20 protein-coding genes are annotated in these 22,770 nt (G+C 73.7%); 11 read left to right on the top strand and 9 right to left on the bottom strand.

All coding sequences use genetic code 11. The features are described from left to right. Positions 1-37 precede the first annotated feature (37 nt). The 4 genes from AB0Q96_RS06370 to AB0Q96_RS06355 all read left to right on the top strand — a co-directional run bounded on the left by AB0Q96_RS06370 (position 38) and on the right by AB0Q96_RS06355 (position 3,065). Positions 38-403: an Rv2175c family DNA-binding protein gene (locus AB0Q96_RS06370; protein WP_365322227.1), complete on the top strand. Its 366-nt coding sequence runs from the start codon at positions 38-40 to the stop codon at positions 401-403. Between the two features lie 98 nt (positions 404-501). Next, positions 502-1,152, top strand: coding sequence for a thiamine phosphate synthase (thiE, locus tag AB0Q96_RS06365; protein ID WP_365322225.1), 651 nt, complete (start codon positions 502-504; stop codon positions 1,150-1,152). Between the two features lie 134 nt (positions 1,153-1,286). Next, entirely contained in the window at positions 1,287-2,204 is a 918-nt protein-coding gene (gene metF / locus AB0Q96_RS06360) for a methylenetetrahydrofolate reductase [NAD(P)H] (RefSeq protein ID WP_365322224.1), read from the top strand. Between the two features lie 51 nt (positions 2,205-2,255). Beyond that, positions 2,256-3,065: a hypothetical protein gene (locus tag AB0Q96_RS06355; RefSeq protein WP_365322222.1), complete on the top strand. Its 810-nt coding sequence runs from the start codon at positions 2,256-2,258 to the stop codon at positions 3,063-3,065. Positions 3,066-3,108: 43 nt separating this feature from the next. On the opposite strand, the gene AB0Q96_RS06350 is transcribed toward AB0Q96_RS06355, so the two are convergent. The 5 genes from AB0Q96_RS06350 to AB0Q96_RS06330 all read right to left on the bottom strand — a co-directional run bounded on the left by AB0Q96_RS06350 (position 3,109) and on the right by AB0Q96_RS06330 (position 9,157). Beyond that, the gene (locus AB0Q96_RS06350; protein ID WP_365322220.1) at positions 3,109-4,536 is read right to left on the bottom strand and encodes an NAD(P)/FAD-dependent oxidoreductase; all 1,428 of its coding nucleotides are present in this window, start codon (positions 4,534-4,536) and stop codon (positions 3,109-3,111) included. A 30-nt stretch (positions 4,537-4,566) separates the two neighbouring features. Then, positions 4,567-5,205, bottom strand: a complete 639-nt coding sequence (locus tag AB0Q96_RS06345; protein ID WP_365322218.1) for a DUF4126 domain-containing protein — start codon at positions 5,203-5,205, stop codon at positions 4,567-4,569. Between the two features lie 368 nt (positions 5,206-5,573). Continuing rightward, positions 5,574-6,182, bottom strand: a complete 609-nt coding sequence (locus AB0Q96_RS06340) for a TetR/AcrR family transcriptional regulator (protein ID WP_365322216.1) — start codon at positions 6,180-6,182, stop codon at positions 5,574-5,576. Positions 6,183-6,201: 19 nt separating this feature from the next. After that, positions 6,202-8,289, bottom strand: coding sequence for a YhgE/Pip domain-containing protein (locus AB0Q96_RS06335; protein ID WP_365322215.1), 2,088 nt, complete (start codon positions 8,287-8,289; stop codon positions 6,202-6,204). Further along, positions 8,261-9,157 carry an ATP-binding cassette domain-containing protein gene (locus AB0Q96_RS06330; protein WP_365322213.1) on the bottom strand — a complete coding sequence of 299 codons (897 nt, stop codon included), beginning with the start codon at positions 9,155-9,157 and terminating at the stop codon, positions 8,261-8,263. Before AB0Q96_RS06330 ends, AB0Q96_RS06335 begins: the two co-directional genes overlap by 29 nt. A 159-nt stretch (positions 9,158-9,316) precedes the next feature. On the opposite strand from AB0Q96_RS06330, the gene AB0Q96_RS06325 reads away from it, so the two are divergent. From AB0Q96_RS06325 to AB0Q96_RS06315, 3 genes are all read left to right on the top strand, one after another. Beyond that, entirely contained in the window at positions 9,317-9,847 is a 531-nt protein-coding gene (locus AB0Q96_RS06325) for an SAV_6107 family HEPN domain-containing protein (protein ID WP_365322211.1), read from the top strand. A gap of 66 nt (positions 9,848-9,913) precedes the next feature. After that, positions 9,914-10,702, top strand: coding sequence for a methyltransferase (locus AB0Q96_RS06320; protein ID WP_365322210.1), 789 nt, complete (start codon positions 9,914-9,916; stop codon positions 10,700-10,702). Between the two features lie 303 nt (positions 10,703-11,005). Next, on the top strand, positions 11,006-11,407 hold the full coding sequence (locus AB0Q96_RS06315; protein ID WP_329419871.1) for a DUF3040 domain-containing protein: 402 nt from the start codon (positions 11,006-11,008) through the stop codon (positions 11,405-11,407). A 244-nt stretch (positions 11,408-11,651) separates the two neighbouring features. Here the strand turns inward: AB0Q96_RS06315 and AB0Q96_RS06310 are convergent, their stop codons facing one another. From AB0Q96_RS06310 to AB0Q96_RS06295, 4 genes are all read right to left on the bottom strand, one after another. Continuing rightward, entirely contained in the window at positions 11,652-14,021 is a 2,370-nt protein-coding gene (locus AB0Q96_RS06310; protein ID WP_365322208.1) for a DUF3488 and transglutaminase-like domain-containing protein, read from the bottom strand. Then, complete coding sequence (locus AB0Q96_RS06305) at positions 14,018-15,373, bottom strand: DUF58 domain-containing protein (RefSeq protein WP_365322206.1); 1,356 nt, start codon at positions 15,371-15,373, stop codon at positions 14,018-14,020. The genes AB0Q96_RS06310 and AB0Q96_RS06305 overlap by 4 nt, the downstream gene beginning before the upstream one ends. Beyond that, a complete protein-coding gene (locus AB0Q96_RS06300; RefSeq protein WP_365322204.1) occupies positions 15,373-16,401 on the bottom strand; it encodes a MoxR family ATPase in 1,029 nt (342 codons plus the stop codon). Before AB0Q96_RS06300 ends, AB0Q96_RS06305 begins: the two co-directional genes overlap by 1 nt. 171 nt (positions 16,402-16,572) lie before the next feature. Beyond that, positions 16,573-17,112 (bottom strand): carbonic anhydrase, encoded by a 540-nt coding sequence (locus AB0Q96_RS06295; RefSeq protein WP_365322202.1) that lies wholly within the window; start codon positions 17,110-17,112, stop codon positions 16,573-16,575. A 343-nt stretch (positions 17,113-17,455) separates the two neighbouring features. Here AB0Q96_RS06295 and rsmH point away from each other — a divergent pair, with 343 nt between their 5' ends. The 4 genes from rsmH (at position 17,456) to AB0Q96_RS06275 (ending at position 22,766) form a co-directional block, all read left to right on the top strand. Next, complete coding sequence (gene rsmH, locus AB0Q96_RS06290; RefSeq protein ID WP_365322200.1) at positions 17,456-18,415, top strand: 16S rRNA (cytosine(1402)-N(4))-methyltransferase RsmH; 960 nt, start codon at positions 17,456-17,458, stop codon at positions 18,413-18,415. A 47-nt stretch (positions 18,416-18,462) separates the two neighbouring features. Further along, positions 18,463-19,020 (top strand): septum formation initiator family protein, encoded by a 558-nt coding sequence (locus AB0Q96_RS06285; protein WP_365322197.1) that lies wholly within the window; start codon positions 18,463-18,465, stop codon positions 19,018-19,020. A 4-nt stretch (positions 19,021-19,024) separates the two neighbouring features. Beyond that, positions 19,025-20,986, top strand: coding sequence for a penicillin-binding protein 2 (locus tag AB0Q96_RS06280; protein ID WP_365322195.1), 1,962 nt, complete (start codon positions 19,025-19,027; stop codon positions 20,984-20,986). A 118-nt stretch (positions 20,987-21,104) separates the two neighbouring features. Beyond that, the gene (locus AB0Q96_RS06275) at positions 21,105-22,766 is read left to right on the top strand and encodes a UDP-N-acetylmuramoyl-L-alanyl-D-glutamate--2,6-diaminopimelate ligase (protein WP_365322193.1); all 1,662 of its coding nucleotides are present in this window, start codon (positions 21,105-21,107) and stop codon (positions 22,764-22,766) included. The last annotated feature ends 4 nt before the right edge of the window (positions 22,767-22,770 follow it).

The following is a 22,770-nucleotide window of genomic DNA, read 5'->3' as shown; positions in this document are numbered from 1 at the left end:
ACTACCGGCTGTCAGTCCGGGATGGCACGCTTGTCCCGTGACCGAGATCGACGCAAAGACCGATGCACTCGTCCCCGCCTGGCTCTTCCTCCCCGACATCGCGGAAATGCTCGATGTCGAGGTGACGCGTGTGCGCCAGCTGGTCAACGAGGGCCAGCTGATCGCCGTCCGCCGCGGCGAGCGCAACGTGCTCCAGGTGCCCGCCGCCTTCATCGACGGCGACAAGGTCGTCAAGGGCCTCGTCGGCACCCTGACGCTCCTGCGGGACGACGGCTTCAGCGACCGAGAGATGCTGGAGTGGCTCTTCACCCCGGACCCGAGCCTGCCCGGCACCCCCGCGCAGGCCCTGAGTGAGAATCGCGGCACGGAGGTGAAGCGCCGCGCCCAGGCGCTCGCCGTCTGACCCAGTACCACCGCGCACCACCGAACACACCACCGCGGCTGCCGGACCGGCCCCACCGGGCCGGTCCGGCACCCGCGCCACCCGACGGGGGAACCACCATGTCCACGCCTCGCGCACAGCTCGCCGACGCCCGGCTCTACCTGTGCACCGACGCCCGGAAGCGCCAGGGCGACCTGCCCGACTTCCTCGACGCCGTGCTCTCCTCCGGCGTGGACATCGTGCAGCTGCGCGACAAGGGCATGGAGGCCGGTGAGGAGCTGGAGCACCTGGCCGTCCTCGCCGACGCCTGCCGCCGCCACGGCACGCTGCTCGCGGTCAACGACCGGGCCGACGTCGCCCACGCCATCGGCTCCGACGTGCTCCACCTCGGCCAGGGCGACCTCCCCGTGCCCGCCGCCCGCGCGATCCTCGGCGACGAGGTGCTGATCGGGCGCTCCTGCCACGCCGAGTCCGAGGCGGCCGCCGCCGCCGTCGAGCCGGGCGTGGACTACTTCTGCACCGGCCCCTGCTGGCCCACCCCCACCAAGCCGGGCCGGTACGCGCCCGGGCTCGACCTGGTGCGCCACACGGCGGCCCTGGCGCAGGACCGCCCCTGGTTCGCCATCGGCGGCATCGACGAGGGCAACCTCGACGAGGTCCTGGACGCGGGCGCCCGCCGGATCGTCGTGGTCCGCGCCATCACCGAGGCCGACGACCCGGCCGCCGCCACCGCCTCGCTCGCCAAGCGGGTCCGCGACCGCCTCGCGTGACCGACCCGCCCGGCCCGCCCGGCCGCGGCTCCGGCCTCGCCGGACACGCCGGGCTGGCCGGAAACCTGTCCAGAAGCTGTCCATAACGCGGACGCGCCTTCTGTCTCCCCCTGGACCCCGTCTAACCTGCCCGTATGGCCCTTGGTACCGCTTCCACCCGCACGGACCGCGCCCGCACGGTGCGGGACATCCTCGCCGACGGTGGCCCCTCGTACTCGTTCGAGTTCTTCGCGCCCCGGACCGAGAAGAGCGAGCAGAGCCTCTGGAACGCCATGCGGCGGATCGAGGCGGTCGCGCCCAGCTTCGTCTCGGTGACCTACGGGGCCGGCGGCTCCACGCGCGGCGGCACCGTCAAGGCCACGCAGAAGATCGCCTCCGACACCACCCTCACCCCGGTCGCCCACCTCACGGCCGTCGACCACTCCATCGCCGAGCTCCGCAACGTCCTCGGCCAGTACGCCGACGCCGGCATCCGGAACATGCTCGCCGTCCGCGGCGACCCGCCGGGCGACCCGCTGGGGGAGTGGATCGCCCACCCCGAGGGCGTCCACTACGCCGCCGACCTGGTGCGGCTGATCAAGGAGTCCGGCGACTTCTGCGTCGGCGTCGCGGCCTTCCCCGAGATGCACCCGCGCTCCACCGACTGGGACACGGACATCCGGCACTTCGTGGACAAGTGCCGTGCCGGGGCGGACTACGCCATCACCCAGATGTTCTTCGACCCGGAGAACTACCTGCGGCTGCGCGACAGCGCCGAGAAGGCGGGCTGCGAGACCCCGATCATCCCCGAGGTCATGCCCGTGGTGAGCGTCCGGAGCCTGGAGCGACTGCCCCAGCTGAGCAACGCGGCCTTCCCCGAGGACGTGAAAGACCGCATCCTCGCGGTCAAGGACGATCCGGCCGCTGTACGCTCCATTGGCATCGAGTTCGCGACGGAGTTCTGCGCGCGGCTGCTCTCCGAGGGTGTCCCCGGACTGCACTTCATCACGCTGAACAACTCCAAGGCGACGCTCGAGATCTACGAGAATCTCGGACTGCACCAGCAGTCGTGACCGGCCGTACTCGCCCCTTCCCGCGGCGGTGGCCGTAGGAGAGGGGCGGGCATGGGGTGGACGGTCCTCTACATCGCGTTCGGTGTCGTGGCGTTGTGGCTGCTGGGTGAGGTGCTCCTCCAGTACAAGGCCCGGCTGCGCTGGCGGCTGCTCGCCTTCGGCGGCTTCCTCGGCGTCGTCGTCGGCGTGCTGCTGCCCTCCGTGCTGGTCATCGTCGTGGGCGCCGTCGCCTTCGCCGTCGGCCAGACCTATGTGACCCTCTCCTTCCGGCGCGGCTTCTCCACCGGCTGGGCGATCGGCGGCAGCCCCGGCGCGAGCCGTCGCCGCAGGTCCGGCGGGCGGGCCGCGAAGGAGGGCCCGACGCTGGAGGTCAGCGACCTCTCCTACGAGCCGGCCCAGGCCCCCGCGGAGCACACCTCCGCCGAGGACGCCTTCCCGGAGCCGCACGAGGTCCGGGCCGCCGCCTCCGACGTGTACGAGCCCGAGCCGATGCCCGAGGACACCGGCCAGTACGCCGTCTACGGCACCGCCTACGACCAGCAGCAGCCGTACGCCGACGCCTACGCGGGCGGCTACGAGCAGCAGCCCGGCTACGACTACGGCACCGAGGGCCAGCAGCAGTACGCGGCCTACTCCGACCCGTACATCGGCCAGCAGGCGTACACCGACGCCGGCCAGCAGTACGGCACCTACCAGCAGCCGTACACCGACCCGTACGCGCCCTCGTACACGTACGACACCCCGCCCGGCGGCGTCTGGGTGCCCCAGCAGCAGGGCCGCCCCGGCCAGGACGGCGCGGCGCAGCACCCGCCGGAGCAGCAGCCGTACGGCCACGGCGAGGACCAGCAGTACCGCTACTAGGGCCTGTCTGGCGGATCATGGTCGGCGCCGCGCGCCGGACCGGTCACCGGGAGCCGCGGAAGTCCGCGCCCTCCACGATCAGTCCGGCGACCAGCGCCCCGGACATGCCGGCGTGCGCGAGCCCGCCGCCCGGGTGCGACCAGCCCCCGACGAAGTGGAGGCCGGGCAGCGGCGACCGGTTGGCCGCGGGCAGCCACCGCCCGCCCGCCCCGGCCAGCGCCGGCCCCGGGACCTCGGCGGCGCCCGTCTCCAGGAGGGTGTCGTCCGGGGTGCGGACCTCCTGCCAGAGCAGCCGCCCGCGCAGGTCCGGCACGGCCGTCGCGGCCTGGACCAGCATCCGCTCGGCGAACTCCGCCCAGGACGCCGAGATCCCCACCGTCGCCGTGACCGTCACCGACTCGTGCGCCGCGTCCGGCCGCAGCGCCGGGTCGTCGGGCCGCAGCACCGTCACCGTCGGCAGCTCCCCGGAGGCGTGCACGACCGTCCGGTGCGCGGCGCCGGACTCCCGGGCCCCGCGCAGGGCCAGACAGAGCGTCACCCGGCCCGTGGGCATCGGCTGGTAGCGCGGCCACTCGTCGCCCGACTCCCAGCCGACGATCTGCTCGGTGTAGAGCGCGGGCACCGGCGCGCCCGCGACCACGTGGTCGGCGGCCACCGTCACCCCGCCCGCCAGCGCGAGGCCGGTGGCCCGGCCCCGCTCCTGGAGGACGTCGGTCACCTCGGTGTCGAAGACGAACTCCACCCGCCGCTGACGGCACCGCTCGTACACCGCGTCGGCGAGCGCCCGGATGCCGCCGGCCACGTACCAGCTGCCGAAGGTCTGCTCCATGTACGGCAGCACGGACGCCGCCGCGGGCGCGGTGACCGGGTCGAAGCCGTAGCTCCAGGCGTACGAGCCGAGGAGCGCGGCCAGCCGGGGGTCGCGCAGCTCGCGCTCGCCGATCCGGCCGAGCGTGGTCGTCGGACGGCGCAACAGGCCCGCCTTGGGCGCCGGATAGGGCTCCCGGCCCAGCGCGGAGACGTCCTCGGGCTGCGGCTCCTCCAGGAGGGGGCGCCGGGTGCGGTCCCAGGCCTCGCGGGCCCGCCCCATGAACGCGCCCCAGCGCTCGCCCGCGCCCCCGCCGAGCGCCGCGTCCAGGGCGGCGATCGTGCCCGCCCGGGAAGCGTTCGGCAGGTCGACGCGGGTGCCGTCGGCGAAGACGTGACGGCTCGCCGGGTCGACCTGCGTCAGCGTGACGCACTCCTCCAGCGGCTGCTTGCCGGTCTTGACGAAGAGGTCGCGGTAGACCGCCGGGAGGTGCAGGAGCCCGGGGCCCGTGTCGAAGCCGAAGCCGTCCCGCTCGAAACGGCGGACCCCGCCCCCGTACGTCGCGCCGCTCTCGTAGACCGTCACCCGGTGGCCCGCCACCGCCAGTCGGGCGGCCGCCGCCATCGAGCCGAGTCCCGCCCCGATCACCACAATCCGTGCCATGACGCCGACCCTATCCGGCGGGTCCGGCGCTCAGAAATGCTCCGAACCGTCCGTCGGCGCGGGTGGCCGCTCCCGGACGGCCGCCAGCCTCCGCTCCTCGCGGCGTTGCGCCCGGCGCCGCCAGAAGCGCCGGATGGCGTGCGCCAGGAAGGCCACTATGACCAGGCCGAGGACGAGCAGCACGGCCGCGATCACCGCCGCGGCGACCGGATGGAATATGGCGAACGTGATCACCCCGGCGACCCCGAGGTCCTCCGCCGTGGACACCGCGATGTTGGAGAAGGGCTCCGGCGAGGTGTTCACCGCCATCCGGGTGCCGGCCTTCACGAAGTGGCTCAGCAGGGCCGTCGTCCCGCCCACCGCGCCCGCCGCCAGCTCCGGCAGCGAACCGGACTGCCCGGCGAGGAGGGCGGCGACCACGGCGCCGGCGAGCGGCCGGATCACCGTGTGGGCCGCGTCCCAGACGTTGTCCACGTACGGGATCTTGTCCGCGACGGCCTCGCACAGGAACAGCACGCCGGCCACGATCAGGACGTCGGGACGCTGGAGCGCCTCGGGCACCTCGTCGGAGAGCCCGGTCGCGCCGAACAGGCCGAGCAGCAGGACCACGGCGTAGGCGTTGATCCCGCTCGCCCAGCCGCTCGTGAACACCAGGGGGAGTACGGACACGTCCGCGATCGTAGCCAGGTCTGAGTATCCGTACCTAGGGCGTGAGATGAGTAGGTGCGCGGATGGGCCGTGACCTGCGGGGAAGGGAGAGTGGACCGCACGGAAGGGGCGCGGCTCCGGCACCGCCGGCACGGGGCTGCGGAACGGGGTCGCGCACCTGCCGCCACGAGGTCCACGGGGGATACGGGGACCACGGGGGAACGGGTCCACGGGGGACACGGGGACCCACGGGGGAGTACGGAGGAAGCGCCGGTCCGGCGTGGCTCGGGGGGATCGAGCCTCGCGGGACCGGCGCTTCTTTCGTGTCCTCGGTGTCCTCGGCGTCCGGCGGGGGTCTCCCTCGTGCCCCGGCCGTCCGGCGACCGCCGTCAGCGGCCGCCCACGCGCCCGTGCAGGAGGCGCGAGAGCGCCGCGTGCACGTCGTCCAGGGAGCGCTCGCTCTGGAACGCCTGCCAGTCGAGCGCGGCCACCAGGACCATGCCGACCAGCGCCGCCGCCGTCAGCTTCACGTCGATCTCCTCGTTCAGCTCACCGGCCTCGACGCCCTCGCGCAGCACGCCCTCGACCACCGCGACGGCCTCCTGGCGGACCACCAGGAGCGTCGAGTTCCAGGCCCGGTTGGTGCGCCAGAGCTCGGCCACGTACAGCTGGGTGAAGGCCGGGTAGCGGTCGATGAAGACCAGGCCGGCCCGGATCATCGCGTCCAGCGCGTCGACCCGGCTGCCGCCCCGCTCGGCGGTCTCCTCGGCCGCCGAGCGCAGGGAGGTGGTGAGGAGGGAGACGCCGTGCCGCAGCAGCTCCTCGAAGAGCTCGGTCTTGCTCTTGAAGTTGTAGTAGACCGTGCCCTTGGCCACACCCGCCCGCTCGGCGATCTCGTCGACGGTCGTCGCCGAGAAGCCCTGCTCCGCGATGAGCGTGACGGCCGCCTCGTAGAGCTTGGTGCGCGTGGCCTGGCGTCTGGTGCTGCTGCTGTCCATGGGCTCGATTCTCACAGGTTCAGAGCGACAGTTCGGGGTGGAGCCGGTCGAGCGACCACACCTGCTTCTGCCGGGCGGTCAGGGCGGTCAGGGCCAGCGCGCCCACCGTGAAGGCGGTGAGGACGGCGACGGCCTGCCAGACCGGTCCCAGGCCGCCGCCCGTGATGAGCCGGCGCAGCGCCTCGACCACGTACGTCATCGGCAGGTACGGGTGGATGGCGTTGAAGAAGCCCGGACTGGTCTGCACGGGGTACGTGCCGCCCGCCGAGGTCAGCTGGAGCATCAGCACCGCGAGCACCAGGATGCGTCCCGCCGCGCCGAACTTGGCGTTCAGCCACTGGATGATGGCGGCGAAGCAGCAGGTCACCAGGGCGAGGAAGCCGACGGTCCCGGCGGCCCGCGCCATCTGGAGCCCCAGGCCCCAGTGGAGCACCGACATCAGCGCGGCGACCTGGAGGACGCCGATCGCGGCGACCGGCAGCCAGCCCGCCAGCGCGATCCGCCAGGCGGAGGCACCGGCGGCCAGGGCGCGCCGGTTGAGCGGCTGGATGATCATGTACGCGACCATCGCGCCGACCCAGAGGGAGAGCGGGATGAAGTACGGGGCGAAGCCGGTGCCGTAGTTGGGCGCCTTGTGCATCGACTGGGCGGCCAGCTTGACCGGGTCGGCCATCACCTCGGTGCGCTTGTCGCGGTCCGGCTTGTCGTAGTCGGGGATCTGCTTGACCCCGTCGTTCAGACCGGTGGCCAGCTCGCCCGAGCCGTCGGCCAGCTTGAACAGGCCGCCGTCGAGCTCGCCGGCGCCCTTCTTCAGCTTGCCGACGCCCGAGTCCAGGCTGCTGGAACCGGTGCGCGCGTCGGTCAGGCCGGTGTGCAGCCGGTCCGCGCCGTCGGCGACCTTCGCGGCGCCCGCGTTGAGCTCGTTGATCTTCTTGATGGCGCCCTCGACGTCCTGGTCCAGGTGCGGGGCGCGGCGGGCCAGCTCGTCGGCGTCCTTCTTCAGCTTGGCGAGCCGGGTGTCCAGGGTCTTCAGGTCGCCCTTCTGGTCCTTGGTCAGCTCGTGCAGGTCGTCGGCGATCGTGGCGACGTCGGCGGCGGAGACCGATGCCTCCTTGAGGACCTCGCACTCCTGGGCGTCGGGCAGCGGGTTCGTCACGCAGCGCTTCTTGTAGAGCGCGGCCAGCTTGTCGTCGGCCAGGTGGGCGGCGCTGCGGGCGGCCGGGGCGCGGCGCACCAGGTCGTCCAGGTTGTGCCGGACGGCGGTCGCGGAGTCGGAGACCAGCCGGGCGGTGTCCCGGATCGACTTGCCGTTGTTCGCCAGGTACGGGCGGACCTTGTCGGCCGTGCCGTTCACCTTGTCGGCGAGCGCCTGGGTGCCGTCGGCGACCTTCCGGGAGCCGTTCTCCAGGTCCTTGGCGCCCTTGTTCAGTTTCTTGATGCCGGTGGCCAGGTCGCCGCTGCCCTTCTTGGCGTCCTTGAGGCCGTCGGCGAGGTTCTTGGAGCCCGCCTTCGCCTTGTCGACGCCGTCCTTCAGGTCGTCGGCACCCTTGGCGGCCTTGGCGGTCGCCTCGTGGATGTCGGAGAAGGAGATGAAGATCTTGTCCAGGAAGGTGCGCGAGGACTTGGTCGAGGCGGCGGTGCGGACCTCGGAGAAGACCGTGCGGGAGATCTGCCCGACGATGTAGTTGTTGGCGTCGTTCGTGCGCACCTTGAGGGCGCCGGCCTCGGGGGAGTCGCCGGAGCTGGAGGCGATCCGGCTGCTGAAGTCCGACGGCATGGTCAGGGACAGGTAGTACTTCCCGTCCTCGACGCCCTCGCGGGCCTCGTCGTCGCCGACCTCGTGCCACTCGAAGACGGCGCTCTCGCGCAGGTTCTCCGTGATGTCGGAGCCCGCGGTGATCTTCTTGCCGTCGACGGTGGCGCCGCGGTCCTCGTTGACGAGGGCGACGGGGATCTTGTCGAGCCTGCTGTACGGGTCCCAGAAGGACCACAGGTACAGCGCGCCGTAGAGCAGCGGCAGCAGCAGGATCGCGACGAGCGCGGCCCGCGGCAGCTTCCCCCTGCCGAACCGCTTGAGCTCAAGCGCGGCCAGTCGCGGCGAACGCATCGGACTCCCCCTTCTGGTCCTTCTGCCGGTCCTTCTGGACGGTGTCGTCGTCGCCCGCGGCGGGTGCGGGTGTGGGTGCCGTCTCGGGCGCGGGCTCGGTGGGCTCGGGCTCGGCCTCGGTGGGTGCGGGCTCGGGTGTCCTCGGCGTGGTCCGGGTGGCGGCGGGCGCCGTGGAGACGCGCAGGGCGCCCTCGGGGGCCTCGCTGCACACGGCGAGCACGGTGACGCCGGAGTCGGCGACGGACCGGAGCAGGGCCCAGGCCGCGGCGCGGTCGGCGTCCGAGAGCTTCAGGTCGGTGTCGTCCAGGCCGATCAGCCGGGGGCGCCCGAGCAGGGCGAGGGCCAGCGACAGGCGCAGCGCCTCCAGCCGCTCCAGGTCCCGTACGGAGGTCCGGTCGCCCTTCGGCAGGGTCTCCGGGTCGAGACCGGCGGCCTTCAGGGCCTCGTCGATCCGGGCCCGGGTGGCGGCGGCGCGCTCGGCGGGCGGCCGGAGCAGCGCCTTCAGCGAGCCGTCGAAACGGCGCTGGAGCAGGGCCCGCTCGCGCAGGTGCTCGGCGACGGTGAGGGCCGGGTCGAGGTCGCTGACGCCCGGCACCGGGCCGAGCGTGCTGATCCGCCGTACGGCCGCCATCTTCTTGGGCAGCCGGAGCCTCGCCACCTGGGCGTGGCCCTCCTGGGCCTTCATCCGGCCGGTGAGCGACAGCAGCAGACAGGTGCGGCCGGAGCCCGAGGGCCCCTCGATGGCGACCAGCGATCCGGGCGCGGCCTCGAAGCCGATGCCGCGGAAGGCCCAGCCGCGCGGGCCCTTCAGCCCGTATCCGTCCGCGACGACGGCGGCGCCGTGCGGCTCGTCCGGGTGCGCGTCCACGATCCCCCCTAGGAATTCTTTGAACTGACCAGTCAGTGCAAAAAGTTACCGCTGAGTCGCCGAACTGGCAAAACCCCAGGTCAGGCTGATTGTCAGTGGGGGCGGGCACGATGAACACATACGGCCACAGCGCCGTCACCCGACGACAGGAGGCTCGTCATGGCCGGCCACTCCGCCGCAGCCGCACCCCGGCGCCACACCGCGCCGCGCCCCGCCCCCGCCCAGTTCGGACCCGCGTCCGACATCCACCCGGTCGCCCGCCGCGCCCCGGCCCCGCCCGCCGCCCTCGACCTGCTCGCCAAGGCCAGGGCCGGACTCGACGAGGCCGCCGCCCTCGACGTGCCCAACGAGTGCTACGCCACCGCCCACCTCGCCGCCCTGCGCACCGCCGCCGCCGTGCTCGCCGCCCGCGGCCGGCCCGAGCGCGACCCCCGCAAGCGGGCCCGCATCCGCAGCACCTGGGAGGTGCTCCCGGAGATAGCGCCCGAGCTCACCGAATGGAGCGCCCTGTTCGCCTCCGGCGCCACCCGCCGGGCCCGGGCCGAGGCGGGGATCACCGGCGCCGCGAGCCGACGGGACGCCGACGACCTGCTGAGGGACGCGGCGATGTTCCTGCGGCTGGTCGAGCGCCTCCTGGTGCTCCAGCCGGTGCTGCCCCGGCAGCCGGGCGGCGAGGAGACCACGGGATGATCGGGACCGGAGGCCCGAGGCCATAGGGTGGAGCCGTTCGTCCCCGTCACCGAGGAGTCAGCAACCGTGTCGGACCCTTCCCCTGTCTTCGGCCGAGAGGCGACCTCGCGCCCGTCGCGCGCCTCCCTGCGCACCGCCGTCGTCTGGGACGTCCTCAAGGACGCCCTCGACCGCCGGGTCAAGGCCACCGGGAACGACTGCCTCGATGTCCTCGACACGGGCGGTGGCTCCGGCAACTTCGCGGTGCCCGCGGCCTGCCTCGGACACCGCGTCACCGTCGTCGACCCCAGCCCCAACGCGCTCTTCGCCCTGGAGCGGCGCGCCGCCGAGGCGGGCGTCGCCGACCGGGTGCGCGGGGTCCAGGGCGACATCCGCGGACTCTTCGACGTGGTCGACCGCGGGGGCTTCGACGTCGTCCTGTGCCACGGCGTCCTGGAGTACGTGGACGACCCGGCCGAGGGCGTGCGCAACGCGGTGGCCGCGCTGCGTCCCGGCGGCGGCCTCAGCCTGCTCGCCGCCGGACTCGGCGGCGCCGTGCTCGCCCGCGCGCTCGCCGGTCACTTCACCGAGGCCCGGCACGCGCTGAGCGACCCCGCGGGCCGCTGGGGCGACGGCGACCCCGTGCCCCGGCGCTTCACCGCCGACCAGCTCACCGGGCTCGCCGAGGACGCGGGCCTGGAGGTCGGCGCGGTGCACGGAGTCCGGGTCTTCGCCGACCTGGTGCCCGGCGCCCTCGTCGACACCGAGCCCGGCGCCGCCGAGGCGCTCCTCAAGCTGGAGGCGGCGGCGGCCGAGCTGCCGTCCTTCCACGCGATCGCCACCCAGCTGCACGTCCTGGGCGAGAAGCGGGCCTGACACCCGCACGGCGGTGCCCCCGGGCTCGGGCCCCGGGACACCGCCGCACCTGCTGAGCAGCGGCGCAACCGCACATGGAGTACGCCACAGGCCGCCCGTTCGGGGACTTGTCCCCGTATGATCGGGGGACACGATCCGGCATGACGGGCAGGGGGCTGGGGAATCAACGCCTCAGCATCCGAACCGCATGGCGGCCCGGATTGGCATTTGGCATTGAGGGCGGGTTTCACGGGGGCGATTCCCTGCCTATCCTGAAAGGGCCGCAAACCGGTCGCCCCCGCGACCGACGACTAGGAGGACTCCGTGCCGCTCTCGGAGCACGAGCAGCGAATGCTCGAGCAGATGGAGCGAGCGCTGTACGCCGAAGATCCCAAGTTCGCGACAGCGCTCGAGGGAAGCGGGCTGCGTACGTACACCCGGCGACGGGTCTACCAGGCAGTCGCCGGCTTCCTGGTGGGTATCGCGCTCCTCATGGCCGGAATGATCGCTCCGCAGATCTGGCCGCTCAGTGTGGTGGGGTTCCTCATCATGCTGGGCTGCGCGGTTCTTGCGGTCACCGGATGGCGCAAGGCGCCCAAGCCGGGCGAGCAGGCCCGGACGGTCGGCGGCGGCGGGCGGCAGGCCCGGCAGCGCCGCTCGATGATGAACCGGATCGAAGAGCGGTGGCAGCGCCGCCGCGACGAACAGGGCGGCGGCCACCACTGACCCGCCCCACCCCCACACTCCGCTGAGCCCCGCGAGGCCGTCCCCACGGCCGACCGGGGCTCAGCCGTGTCCGGATCCGTCCCCGAGCCCGCCCGCTCCCCGTGATCCCGTTCCCCCGTGATCCCGTTCCCCCGTCCCGGCCCTCCACTCCGGCCTAGCCACCCCGGCCCCACCCGCCCCGGGTTCCGCTGAGCTCCCGGGAACCCGGGGTGGGCGGGGCCGCGGCGCGCGGCCCCGCCCACCCTCAGGCCGACTCGCCCGACGGACGCCGGAAGAGGGCCCGGGCGCGTGTCGCCGCGCCGGTGCGCAGGGCGTCCCAGCGGGCCCGGGTCGCCCAGGCCACCCGTACCGCCGAGCGCGGGGCCAGCACCGCCCGCAGGCGGTTCGAGCGGGTGGCCGCCGCGTGGAAGCCCCGCCGGATCAGCTCGGCCTCCGCGGCGAGCCCCGGAGCGGGCTGCGGGCGCGGCGCGTACAGCGTCTGCTCCACCGCCCGCGCCACCCGGTGCACCGCGTCCGCCGCGTCCGGCGCCGGCTCACCCAGACGGATCAGCCGCGCCGCCGTCCCGCGCGGCGTCAGCGAGTCGTCCGGGGCGACCCCGTAGTCCCAGGCCGTGTCCTTGATCTCCGCCCAGACGGCGAGGACCTCCCCCCGTCCCAGCCGCCGCGCCCGCAGCCGGGTGCGCCAGAGCCAGGGCAGGAGCGGGAGGGCGAACAGGAGCAGCACGCCCAGGAGCAGGAGGGTCAGCCGCAGGGGCGGCAGGCCCGAGTCGGCGGACGCCGGGTCCGCCGTCGCCTTGTCCGGTCCGCACTCGCCCATGCGCCGCAACTGCGGCGGGCAGCTCTCCGCGGCGCTCGGCGCCGCCGAGGGCTGGGCCGACGTGCCGGTGGAGGGCTGCGCCGTCGGGGTCGTCGCCCCGCCGGCGGACCGCTCGCGGGTGTACTCCGGCACCGAACCGCGCGAGGGCGTCGGCTCGAAACGGGTCCAGCCCGCCCCCTCGAAGTACAGCTCGGGCCACGCGTGCGCGTCCCGGATGCCCACGGACAGGGAGCCGTCCGGCTGCGGGGTGCCCGGCATGAAGCCGACCGCCACCCGGGCGGGGATGCCCAGGGAGCGGGCCATGGCCGCCATCGAGAAGGAGAAGTGGACGCAGAAGCCCTCCCGGTCCTTCAGGAAGCGGGAGATCGCCTCGACCCCGGTGCCGGAGTCGACCTTCACGTCGTAGCGGAAGCCGCCGTCCCGGGCGAACCAGTTCTGCAGCTTCACCGCCCGCTCGTACCCGTTGTGCGCCCCGCGGGTGACCTCGACGGCCGTCGACCGCACGTCGGCCGGGAGCGAGGCCGGGACCTTGGTGTACTCGCGGAGCAGCTTCTCCGGCGCGGGCGGCGCCGCGGCCAGCTGATCGGCGGTCGGCCGGATGTCCAGGCTGGTCACCGAGTACCGCGCGCCCTTGGTGTTCTGCCCGTTGTCGCCGACGAGCATCCGCCCGGCCGGCTCGTACCGCCAGCTGCCGCCGATGGAGACCTTCGCGGCCGGGTACGGCATCGGCAGCCACTTCTGCTCGTACGCCGTGGAGGCGACGAAGTTGCTGGTGACCTCGGTGGTGGTGACGTCCTGGGCGAGGCCGTCCGGCCAGGGCAGCAGCTCGGGCACGTCCTCGATGGGGCGGACCGAGGACTTCCACGCCGTCCCGTCGAACTGGTCGAGCGCGACGAGCCGCAGATACATCCCGGACGTGTCCCGGGCGTTGGTCCGGTAGCGCAGGACCTCGCGGTCGTCCGGCTGGCGCAGGTCGTTCTGGAGGGAGACCAGCGGGTTCACCGCCGAGATCGTGCCGCCCTTGCCGCCGGCGCCCTCGCCCGCGCCGCCGCCGAAGATCCCGCCGCTCAGCCCGGGCAGGGCGAACGGCACCACCAGCGCGATGCCCAGGGCCACCACGCCGATCCGCCGCCCGGTGCGGACCGGGGCGAACGCGGAGCCGCCGTCACCGACGGCCGAGCCGGGCCGCCCCGAGCGGTGGGCGCCGCCGAAGACCCGGCCCCACTGGGAGAGCCGGTCCCGGCCCTCGGCCAGGAGCAGCAGCAGATAGCCGGCGGCGGCCAGCAGGAAGTACAGCCAGCCCGCACCGCCGCCGGAGAGCCCGGCGGCCACCGAGTAGAGGGCGAGCAGCGGGAGCCCGGCCGGGGCCGAGCTGCGGAAGGTCACCGCGAGGGCGTCCACGAGGAGCCCGACGGCAGCCACGCCGACCACGAGGAGCAGCCGGATGCCGGCCGTGTCGGGGGCGGGGATCGCGTACGTCCCCACGTCGTCCACGCCCGCCTGGAAGAGGGTGCCGAAGGTGGTGAAGACCTCGGGCCCGGGCAGCAGGCCGAGGAGGGCCTGCTCGCGGGCGAAGACCACGGTCAGCACGAGCACCGTGACGACCGCCTGGGCGCCGATGGTGAGCGGCCGGGCCAGCGGCACCCGCCGGGTGATCGTGCCGATGGCGCTCTGCAGGCCCAGGACGAGCGCCGCGGTGAAGATCCAGGTCGCCGGTTTCACCAGCGGCAGCAGCGCGGCCGACGCCAGCAGCGTCGCGCCGAAGGCCGCAAGCGTCAGCCGCCCGCGCCCGCTCATGACCAACCTCCGTACGTGTCGGCCACGGGGGCCTGGTGCGGTGCGCCGCCGGCCTGCTGCCAGAGCTGGGCGAGGCGGGTGCCCGGGGGGACGGCGACGGCCGTCCAGCCGGCCTCCCGCAGCCGTAGCAGCCGGTCCTCGACCGCGCCGGTGACGGCGCCGCCGGTCAGCCAGGTCCCGGAGTCCAGCAGGAAGGCCACCGCGGCGCCGCCGCGCCGGCGCATCCGCGCGGCCAGCGCGGCCTGTTCCTCGTCGAGGTCGCCGACGAAGGCGACCAGGAGGCCCTCGTGTCCGCCGCGCAGCACGTCGTACGCGCGGGAGAGTCCGGCCCCGTCGGAGTGGTCGACGACCGCGAGGGTGTCCATCATCAGTCCGGCGGTCTCGGCCGTGTGCTGTCCGGAGCCGGTGAAGCCCTCCGCGCCGTCGCCGGGGAGGCTGCTGCCGGTGTCGGTGAGCAGCCGGACCGCGTAGCCGCGCTCCAGCATGTGCACGAGGACGGAGGCGGCGCCCGAGACGGCCCATTCGAAGGCCGAGTCGGGTCCGCCGCCCTCGTAGGCGATCCGGCGGGTGTCGAGCAGCACGGTGCAGCGGGCCCGCTGGGGCTGCTCCTCGCGGCGCACCATCAGCTCGCCGTAGCGGGCCGTGGAGCGCCAGTGGACGCGGCGCAGGTCGTCGCCGTGCCGGTAGGCGCGCGGGATGATGTCGTCGTCCCCGGCGAGGGCGAGCGCCCGCTGGTGGCCCTCCCCGTACCCCGCGGACTCGCCGTCCAGCTTCACCGGCGGCAGCGGTTCGGTGCGGGGGATGACGGTCAGCGTGTCGTACGCGCTGAAGGAGCGGGTCAGCTCGCACATGCCGAAGGGGTCGTTGAGCCGCAGCTGGAGCGGGCCGAGGGCGAAGCGTCCGCGCAGGTCGGAGCGGACCCGGTAGGACACCTCGCGCCGGCCGCCGGCCTCCACGCGGTCGAGCACGAAGCGGGGGCGGGGGCCCAGCATGTAGGGCACGTGGTCCTGGAGCATCAGCAGCCCGGTGGGCAGCCGGGAGACGTTGTCCATGCGCAGGTGGACCCGGGCCTCCGTGCCGGTCTCGACGCGCTGCGGGGCGAGCCGGCGGCTGCCCGCGACCCGGTAGCGGGTGCGGTGCAGCACGACCACGCAGACCAGGGGCAGCACGGCGAGCAGCAGCCCGACGCGCAGCAGGTCGGCCTGGCCGAGCACGTAGGCGCAGACACCGGCGGCGATCCCGGCGGCGAGGAAGGACCTGCCGCGGGTGGTGAGGCCGCCGAGGGCGGCCCGCAGGCCGCCCCGGTCCTCGTCGCCGTCCTCCCGCTGTCCCCCCGGGGAGGCGGTGCTCATCACAGCCGCCGGCCGCCGGGCTGCTGCTGGCCGTAGAGCGGTCCGGCGGGCGGGGCCTGGGGCGCGCCAGCCGGAACGGGGGTGCGCTGGAGGATGTCGTGGACGACCTGCTCGGCCGTGCGCCGGTTGAGCTGGGCCTGCGCGGTGGGCAGCAGGCGGTGGGCGAGCACGGGCGCGGCGAGCGCCTGGAGGTCGTCGGGGAGCACGAACTCCCGGCCGCTGAGCGCGGCGGAGGCCTTCGCGGCCCGCAGCAGGTGCAGCGTGGCGCGCGGGGACGCGCCGAGTCTGAGGTCCGGGTGCGTTCTGGTGGCGGACACGAGGTCCACCGCGTACCGGCGGACGGCCTCGGCCACGTGCACCCCGCGCACGGCGTCGATCAGCTTGGCCACGTCGTGGGCGTGGGCGACCGGCTGGAGGTCGTCCAGCGGGGAGGCCGAGCCGTGCACGTCGAGCATCTGGAGCTCGGCCTCGGCGCTCGGGTAGCCGATGGAGACCCGGGCCATGAAGCGGTCGCGCTGGGCCTCGGGCAGCGGGTAGGTGCCCTCCATCTCGACCGGGTTCTGGGTGGCGACCACCATGAACGGGCTGGGCAGCTCGTAGGTCTGGCCGTCGACCGTGACCTGGCGCTCCTCCATGGACTCCAGGAGTGCGGACTGGGTCTTGGGGGAAGCCCGGTTGATCTCGTCGCCGATGACGATCTGGGCGAAGATCGCGCCGGGCTTGAACTCGAACTCGCGCCGCTGCTGGTCGAAGATCGACACGCCGGTGATGTCCGAGGGCAGCAGGTCGGGCGTGAACTGGATGCGGCGCACCGAGCAGTCGATGGACCGCGCCAGGGTCTTGGCGAGCATCGTCTTGCCCACGCCGGGGACGTCCTCGATGAGGAGGTGTCCCTCGGCGAGCAGCACGGTCAGCGCAAGCCGTACGACCTCGGGCTTGCCCTCGATCACGCCTTCCACCGACCTGCGCACCCGCTCCGCTGTGGTGGTCAGATCTGTGAGGCTCGCTCGATCGTCATAGGTCGTCACCCGGCCCTCCTCGGCCCTTCCGGCAGCACCGACACCTGCCCCCGGAACCAGGTCCGGGGGGTGTCACCCGTGCATTGTTGTTGCCGTGGCCGGGTTGTGTCACTTGCCGGCGGCCGCCCTGTGGATAACTCGGGGCGAATTGCCGGGGTTTGCTGTCTTGTGCCGGGTTGATCAGGCCGGGCTGATCTCCCGCAGCAGACCCGTCGTCACATCGAAGACGAAGCCGCGGACGTCGTCGGTGTGCAGCAGGAACGGGGAGGTGCGCACCCGCTGCATGGACTGGCGCACGTCCTGGTCGACGTCGCGGAAGGCCTCGACGGCCCAGGCCGGACGCTGGCCGACCTCGTCCTCCAGCTCGTGCCGGAAGTCCTCGGTCAGCGACTCCAGGCCGCAGTTGGTGTGGTGCACCAGCATCACGCTGCGGGTGCCGAGCGCCCGCTGGCTGATGGTGAGCGAGCGGATGACGTCGTCGGTGACCACGCCGCCGGCGTTGCGGATGGTGTGGCAGTCGCCGAGCTCCAGGCCGAGTGCGGCGTGCAGGTCGAGACGGGCGTCCATACAGGCGACCACGGCGACGTGCAGCACGGGGCGCGCGTCCATTCCCGGGTCGGTGAAGTCGGCGGCGTAACGCGTGTTCGCCGTGACGAGGCGGTCGGTGACCGCGCCCGCGTTGCGTATGGCGTCGGCAGAGGGGTGCGCAGAGGTCGACATGTCTCTGACGTTAACGGTCACGGACGGTCCGGGCCTGCTGTGAGAGTGGACAAAGAGCGCCAATGAACCTTGTTGTGAGGGAACCCACAGGCCGTGCGGCGACGGGGCCGTCCGGGTGAGCCGTCCGGAGGGGTTCCGGGAGCCTTCCGGCGGCGCCGACCGGGGCGCGCGACGCGCCAGCCGGTTGGTTGACCGACCCGTCCGGTGGACTAAAGTGACGCGGAGTTCACGGAGACATCGAGCGATTTTCGCCGTTTCTCCCCCGTATGTGCGGCGGTACCTGCGGCTCGGCCTCCTTCCGCTCGCCGGTGGTACCTGTTTCCGCCGGACCTGAGAGGGCGCATTGAGCAACGACCGACACGTCCCGGTGATGCTCCAGCGGTGCCTGGACATGTTGGCCCCCGCACTGGAGCGCCCCGGCGCGGTCGTCGTCGACTGCACCCTCGGCCTCGGCGGCCACAGCGAGGCGCTGCTGCGGAACTTCCCCGAAGCACGGCTCGTCGCCCTGGACCGGGACAAGGAGGCGCTGCGCCTCTCCGGCGAGCGGCTGGCCCCCTACGGGGAGCGCGCCACGCTGGTCCACGCGGTCTACGACGAGCTGCCCGAGGTCCTGGACCGGCTCGGCATCCCGCGCGTCGACGGCGTCCTGTTCGACCTGGGCGTCTCCTCCATGCAGCTGGACGAGGCCGACCGCGGCTTCGCCTACGCGCAGGACGCCCCGCTCGACATGCGCATGGACCAGACGACGGGCATCAGCGCGGCCGAGGTCCTCAACACCTACGCGCCCGGCGAGCTGGTCCGCATCCTGCGCGCGTACGGCGAGGAGAAGCAGGCCAAGCGGATCGTCTCCGCGATCGTGCGCGAGCGCGACAAGGAGCCGTTCAGCAACAGCGCGCGGCTGGTCGAGCTGATCCGCGACTCGCTGCCCCAGGCCGCCAAGCGCACCGGCGGCAACCCCGCCAAGCGGACCTTCCAGGCCCTGCGCATCGAGGTCAACGGGGAGCTCTCGGTCCTGGAGGAGGCGATCCCGGCGGCCGTCAAGGCCCTCGCCGTCGGCGGCCGGATCGCCGTCCTCTCGTACCACTCCCTGGAGGACCGGCTGGTCAAGCAGGTGTTCGCGGCGGGCGCCGCGAACACCGCGCCGCCCGGCCTCCCGGTCGTCCCCGAGCGCTACCAGCCCCGCCTCAAGCTGCTCACCCGCGGCGCCGAGCTCCCCACCGAGGAGGAGGTCGCCGAGAACCGCCGCGCGGCCCCGGCCCGGCTCCGGGGGGCCCAGCGGATCCGCGAGGACGAATCCGCGTGACACGACAGGGGCCCCTCAAAGGGCGGGCCGCGCGGCTCGGGAGGCTCATGCCCTCCGGGCCGAGCAGTGCGGCCCGGACCCCCTTCGTGCTGCTCGTCGTGGTGCTGCTCGGCGGCGGCCTGATCAGCCTGCTGCTGCTCAACTCCGCCCTCAACCAGGGCTCCTTCGAACTCAGCGAGCTGAAGAAGAGGACCACCGAGCTCACCGACGAGGAACAGGCCCTCCAGCGGGACGTGGACGACAGCTCCGCCCCCGACGCCCTGGAGCGGCGCGCCCGGGAACTCGGCATGGTGCCGGGCGGCAGCCCCGTCTTCCTGGACCCCGACGGCAAGGTGCGCGGCGTGCCCACCACCGCCGCCTCGCCCAAGCCCACGCCGACGCCCGCCCCGCCCGCGGCCGACCCGGCGACCGGCGCGAACACCCCGGCCTCCCCGAACACCGCGGCCACGACCCCGCCGGCCGGCCGGCCCCCGGCCACCGGCGGGCCGGCGAGAACCGGCGACACGCCGAAGCCGCCCGCGTCCGGGACGACGGGGCCGCCCGCCTCGAAGACCCCCGGTACGCCGCAGACCACCGCGACCACCCCCACGACCTCCGGCAGGTGACCCCGTGCCCTCCAAGGAGCCCCCGCGCCGCCGCGTCCCCGGCCCCGCCCGCCCCCGCCCCGCGGCCCCCGGCCGCCCCGCGCCGAGGCCCGCGCAGGCACGACGCCCCGCGCCCCGGCCGCCGGCCAGGGCGCGCACCATCCGGCTCGGCAGCCCCAAGCCCCGGCTGCGCCTGGTCTCCCTCGGGCTGACCCTGGTGATGCTGGTGTTCGTGGTGAGGCTGCTCCAGGTCCAGGCCGTGGACGCCAGCGCCTACGCGGCCAAGGCCGAGAAGCACCGCTACCAGGAGTACACGCTCTCCGCCGACCGCGGCGAGATCACCGACCGGTCCGGCGTCGCGCTGGCCGCGAGCGTCGACGCGTACGACATCACCGCCGACCCCAAGCTCTTCACGCCCGAGGAGTCCAAGGTCAGGGACGCCCCCGAGCAGGCCGCCGCGCTCCTCGCCCCGATCCTCGGCAAGGAGCCCGCCGACCTCGCGAAGAAACTGCGCACCCCCAAGTCCCGCTACACCCTGCTCGCCCGCAAGCAGACCCCGCAGGTCTGGAACCAGATCAAGGACCTGAAGAAGGTCTACGAGCAGAAGGCGAAGCCGGCCAACGGCGGCAACGGGGTCGGCCTGCTCGGCGGCATCCTGAGCGAGCCGGTCACCAAGCGCGTGTACCCGAACGGCGAACTGGCCGCCGGGATACTGGGCTACGTCAACGCCGAGGGCCGCGGCGCCGGCGGCGTGGAGTCCATGCTGGACACCGACCTGGCCGGCAAGGACGGCAAGATCAGGTTCGCCCAGTCCGGCGGGCGCCGGGTGCCCACCGCGGGCTCCCAGGGCACCCCGGCGGTGCCCGGCTCCGACATCGAGCTGACCATCGACCGGGACATCCAGTGGGCCGCCCAGCAGGCCATCACCGACCAGGTCCGGAAGTCCAAGGCCGACCGCGGCTACGTCGTCGTCCAGGACACCAGGACCGGCGAGGTCCTCGCCATGGCCAACGCCCCCGGCTTCGACCCCAACGACCTCTCCCAGGCCAACGCCACCGCCATGGGCAACGCGGCCCTCCAGGACGCCTACGAGCCCGGCTCCACCAGCAAGGTGATGTCCATGGCCGCCGTCCTGGAGGAGGGCGCCGCCACCGCCGGGACCCGGGTCACGGTCCCCAACCGGCTGCACCGCGGCGACCGCCTCTTCAGCGACGACATCGACCACATCACCTGGTACCTGACCCTCAACGGCGTCCTGGCCCGGTCCAGCAACATCGGCACCATCCTCGCCACCGGGCAGCTCGGCGAGAACCAGGCCGAGGCCAACCGGGTGCTCTACAACTACCTGCGCAAGTTCGGCGTGGGCAGCCCGACGGGGCTCCGCTTCCCCGGCGAGACCCCCGGCATCCTCGCCAAGCCGGAGGACTGGTCGACCTCGCAGCAGTACACGATCCCCTTCGGCCAGGGCCTCTCGCTCAGCGCCATGCAGGCCACCTCCGTCTACCAGGCCATCGCCAACGGAGGCGTACGCATCGAGCCGACCCTGGTGCGCGGCACCAAGGGACCCGACGGGCGCTTCACCCCCGCACCTGCCCCCAAGGAGAGCCGGGTGGTCAGCGAGAAGACCGCCAAGACCCTCGCGCAGATGCTGGAGTCCGTCGTCGACGACGAGGACGGCACCGGCAGCAAGGCGGCCATCCCCGGCTACCGCGTCGCCGGCAAGACCGGCACCGCCAACCGGGTCGACCCCGAGCTCGGCGTCTACAAGGGCTACACCGCCTCCTTCGCCGGCTTCGCCCCCGCCGACGAGCCCCGGATCGCCGTCTACTGCGCCATCCAGAACCCCACCAAGGGCAGCTACTTCGGCGGCCAGATCTGCGGACCGATCTACAAGAAGGTCATGGAGTTCGCCCTCAAGACCCTCCATGTCGCCCCGACCGGCAGCGAGCCCGCCCGTCTGCCCACGACGTTCAAACCGACCCCGTGACACACCGGGAGCACCAGTGACCACCATCACCCCCCGTTCCGGGAACCGGAAATCGAACTCCGGCGACGCCGTGGCCTCATTTAGCCCCTCGGCCGGTGCGCCCGGTACGCTCACCGCCGTGCCACACGCTGATCAGTACCGAACCACCCCGCCCCGCCCGGAGCGGCTCCGCCCGACACCCCTGGGCGAGCTCGCCGCACGGCTGGGCACCGGGACCGCCGAAGGGACCGCCGACACCGGCGCCACGGAGGTCACGGGCATCACGCACGACTCCCGGGCGGTGCGTCCGGGCGACGTGTACGCGGCCCTGCCCGGCGCCCGGATGCACGGGGCCGACTTCGTCGCCCAGGCCGCCGGACTCGGCGCCGCCGCGATCCTGACCGACCCGGCCGGCGCCGACCGCGCCGCCGCGACCGGCCTGCCGGTCCTGGTCGCCGAGGACCCGCGCGGACGCATGGGCGAGCTCGCCGCCGAGATCTACGGGCGCCCCGGCGCGGACCTGCTGCAGATCGGCATCACCGGCACCTCCGGCAAGACCACCACCGCCTACCTCGTCGAGGGCGGACTGCGCGGCGCGGGCCGCGCGACGGGCCTGGTCGGCACCGTCGAGATGCGCATCGGCGACGAGCGCATCAAGTCCGAGCGGACCACCCCCGAGGCCACCGACCTCCAGGCCCTCTTCGCGGTCATGCGCGAACGCGGGGTCGAGGCGGTCGCCATGGAGGTCTCCAGCCACGCCCTCGTGCTCGGCCGGGTCGACGGCTGCGTCTTCGACGTCGCCGTCTTCAACAACCTGAGCCCGGAGCACATGGAGTTCCACTCCGACATGGAGGACTACTTCCAGGCCAAGGCGCGCCTGTTCACCCCCGAGCGCAGCAGACGCGGCGTGGTGAACCTGGACGACGCCTACGGCCGCCGGCTCGTGAAGGAGTCGGGCGTCCCGGTCGTCTCCTTCTCCGCCACCGGCGACCCGGACGCCGACTGGCGCGCCGTGGACGTCGTCACCGGCCCCGCAGACTCCACCTTCACCGTCCTCGGCCCGGACGGACAGCGGATCTCGGCCACCGCGCCGCTGCCCGGCCCCTTCAACGTCGCGAACACCCTCGCCGCGATCGCCACCCTCGCCGCCGCCGGGCTCGACCCGCAGACCGCCGCCGACGGCGTCGCCGCCGTCCCCGGCGTCCCGGGCCGCCTGGAGCGGATCGACGCCGGCCAGCCGTACCTCGCGGTCGTCGACTACGCGCACAAGACGGACGCCGTCGAATCGGTGCTCCGCTCGCTGCGCGAGGTGACCCGCGGCAGGCTGCACGTCGTCATCGGCTGCGGCGGCGACCGCGACACCACCAAGCGCGGCCCGATGGGCGCCGCGGCGGCCCGGCTCGCCGACACCGCCGTGCTCACCTCCGACAACCCGCGCTCCGAGGACCCGCTCGCGATCCTCACCGCGATGCTCGCGGGTGCCGCCGAGGTCCCCGCCGCCGAGCGCGGCGAGGTCCTGGTGAACGCCGACCGGGCCGCCGCCATCGCGGCGGCCGTCGCCCGGGCCCGGCCCGGCGACACCGTCCTGGTCGCGGGCAAGGGCCACGAGCAGGGCCAGGAGGCCGCCGGAGTGGTCCGCCCCTTCGACGACCGCCAGGTGCTGCGCGAGGCCGTCCTGGCCCGCGGCGCCCGACCGGCCGTCGGCGACGAGCAGGACGCACCGCAGGCACAGGACACGCAGGACGCACCGCAGGCACAGGACACGCAGGACGCACACCGTCACGAGAACAGTCAGGGATGAAGCA

It is taken from the genome of Streptomyces sp. NPDC093111, assembly GCF_040683955.1.
Lineage (GTDB): Bacteria > Actinomycetota > Actinomycetes > Streptomycetales > Streptomycetaceae > Streptomyces.
The sequence above is the reverse complement of the archived record's forward strand: the minus strand, read 5'-3'. Positions and strand labels throughout refer to the sequence as shown.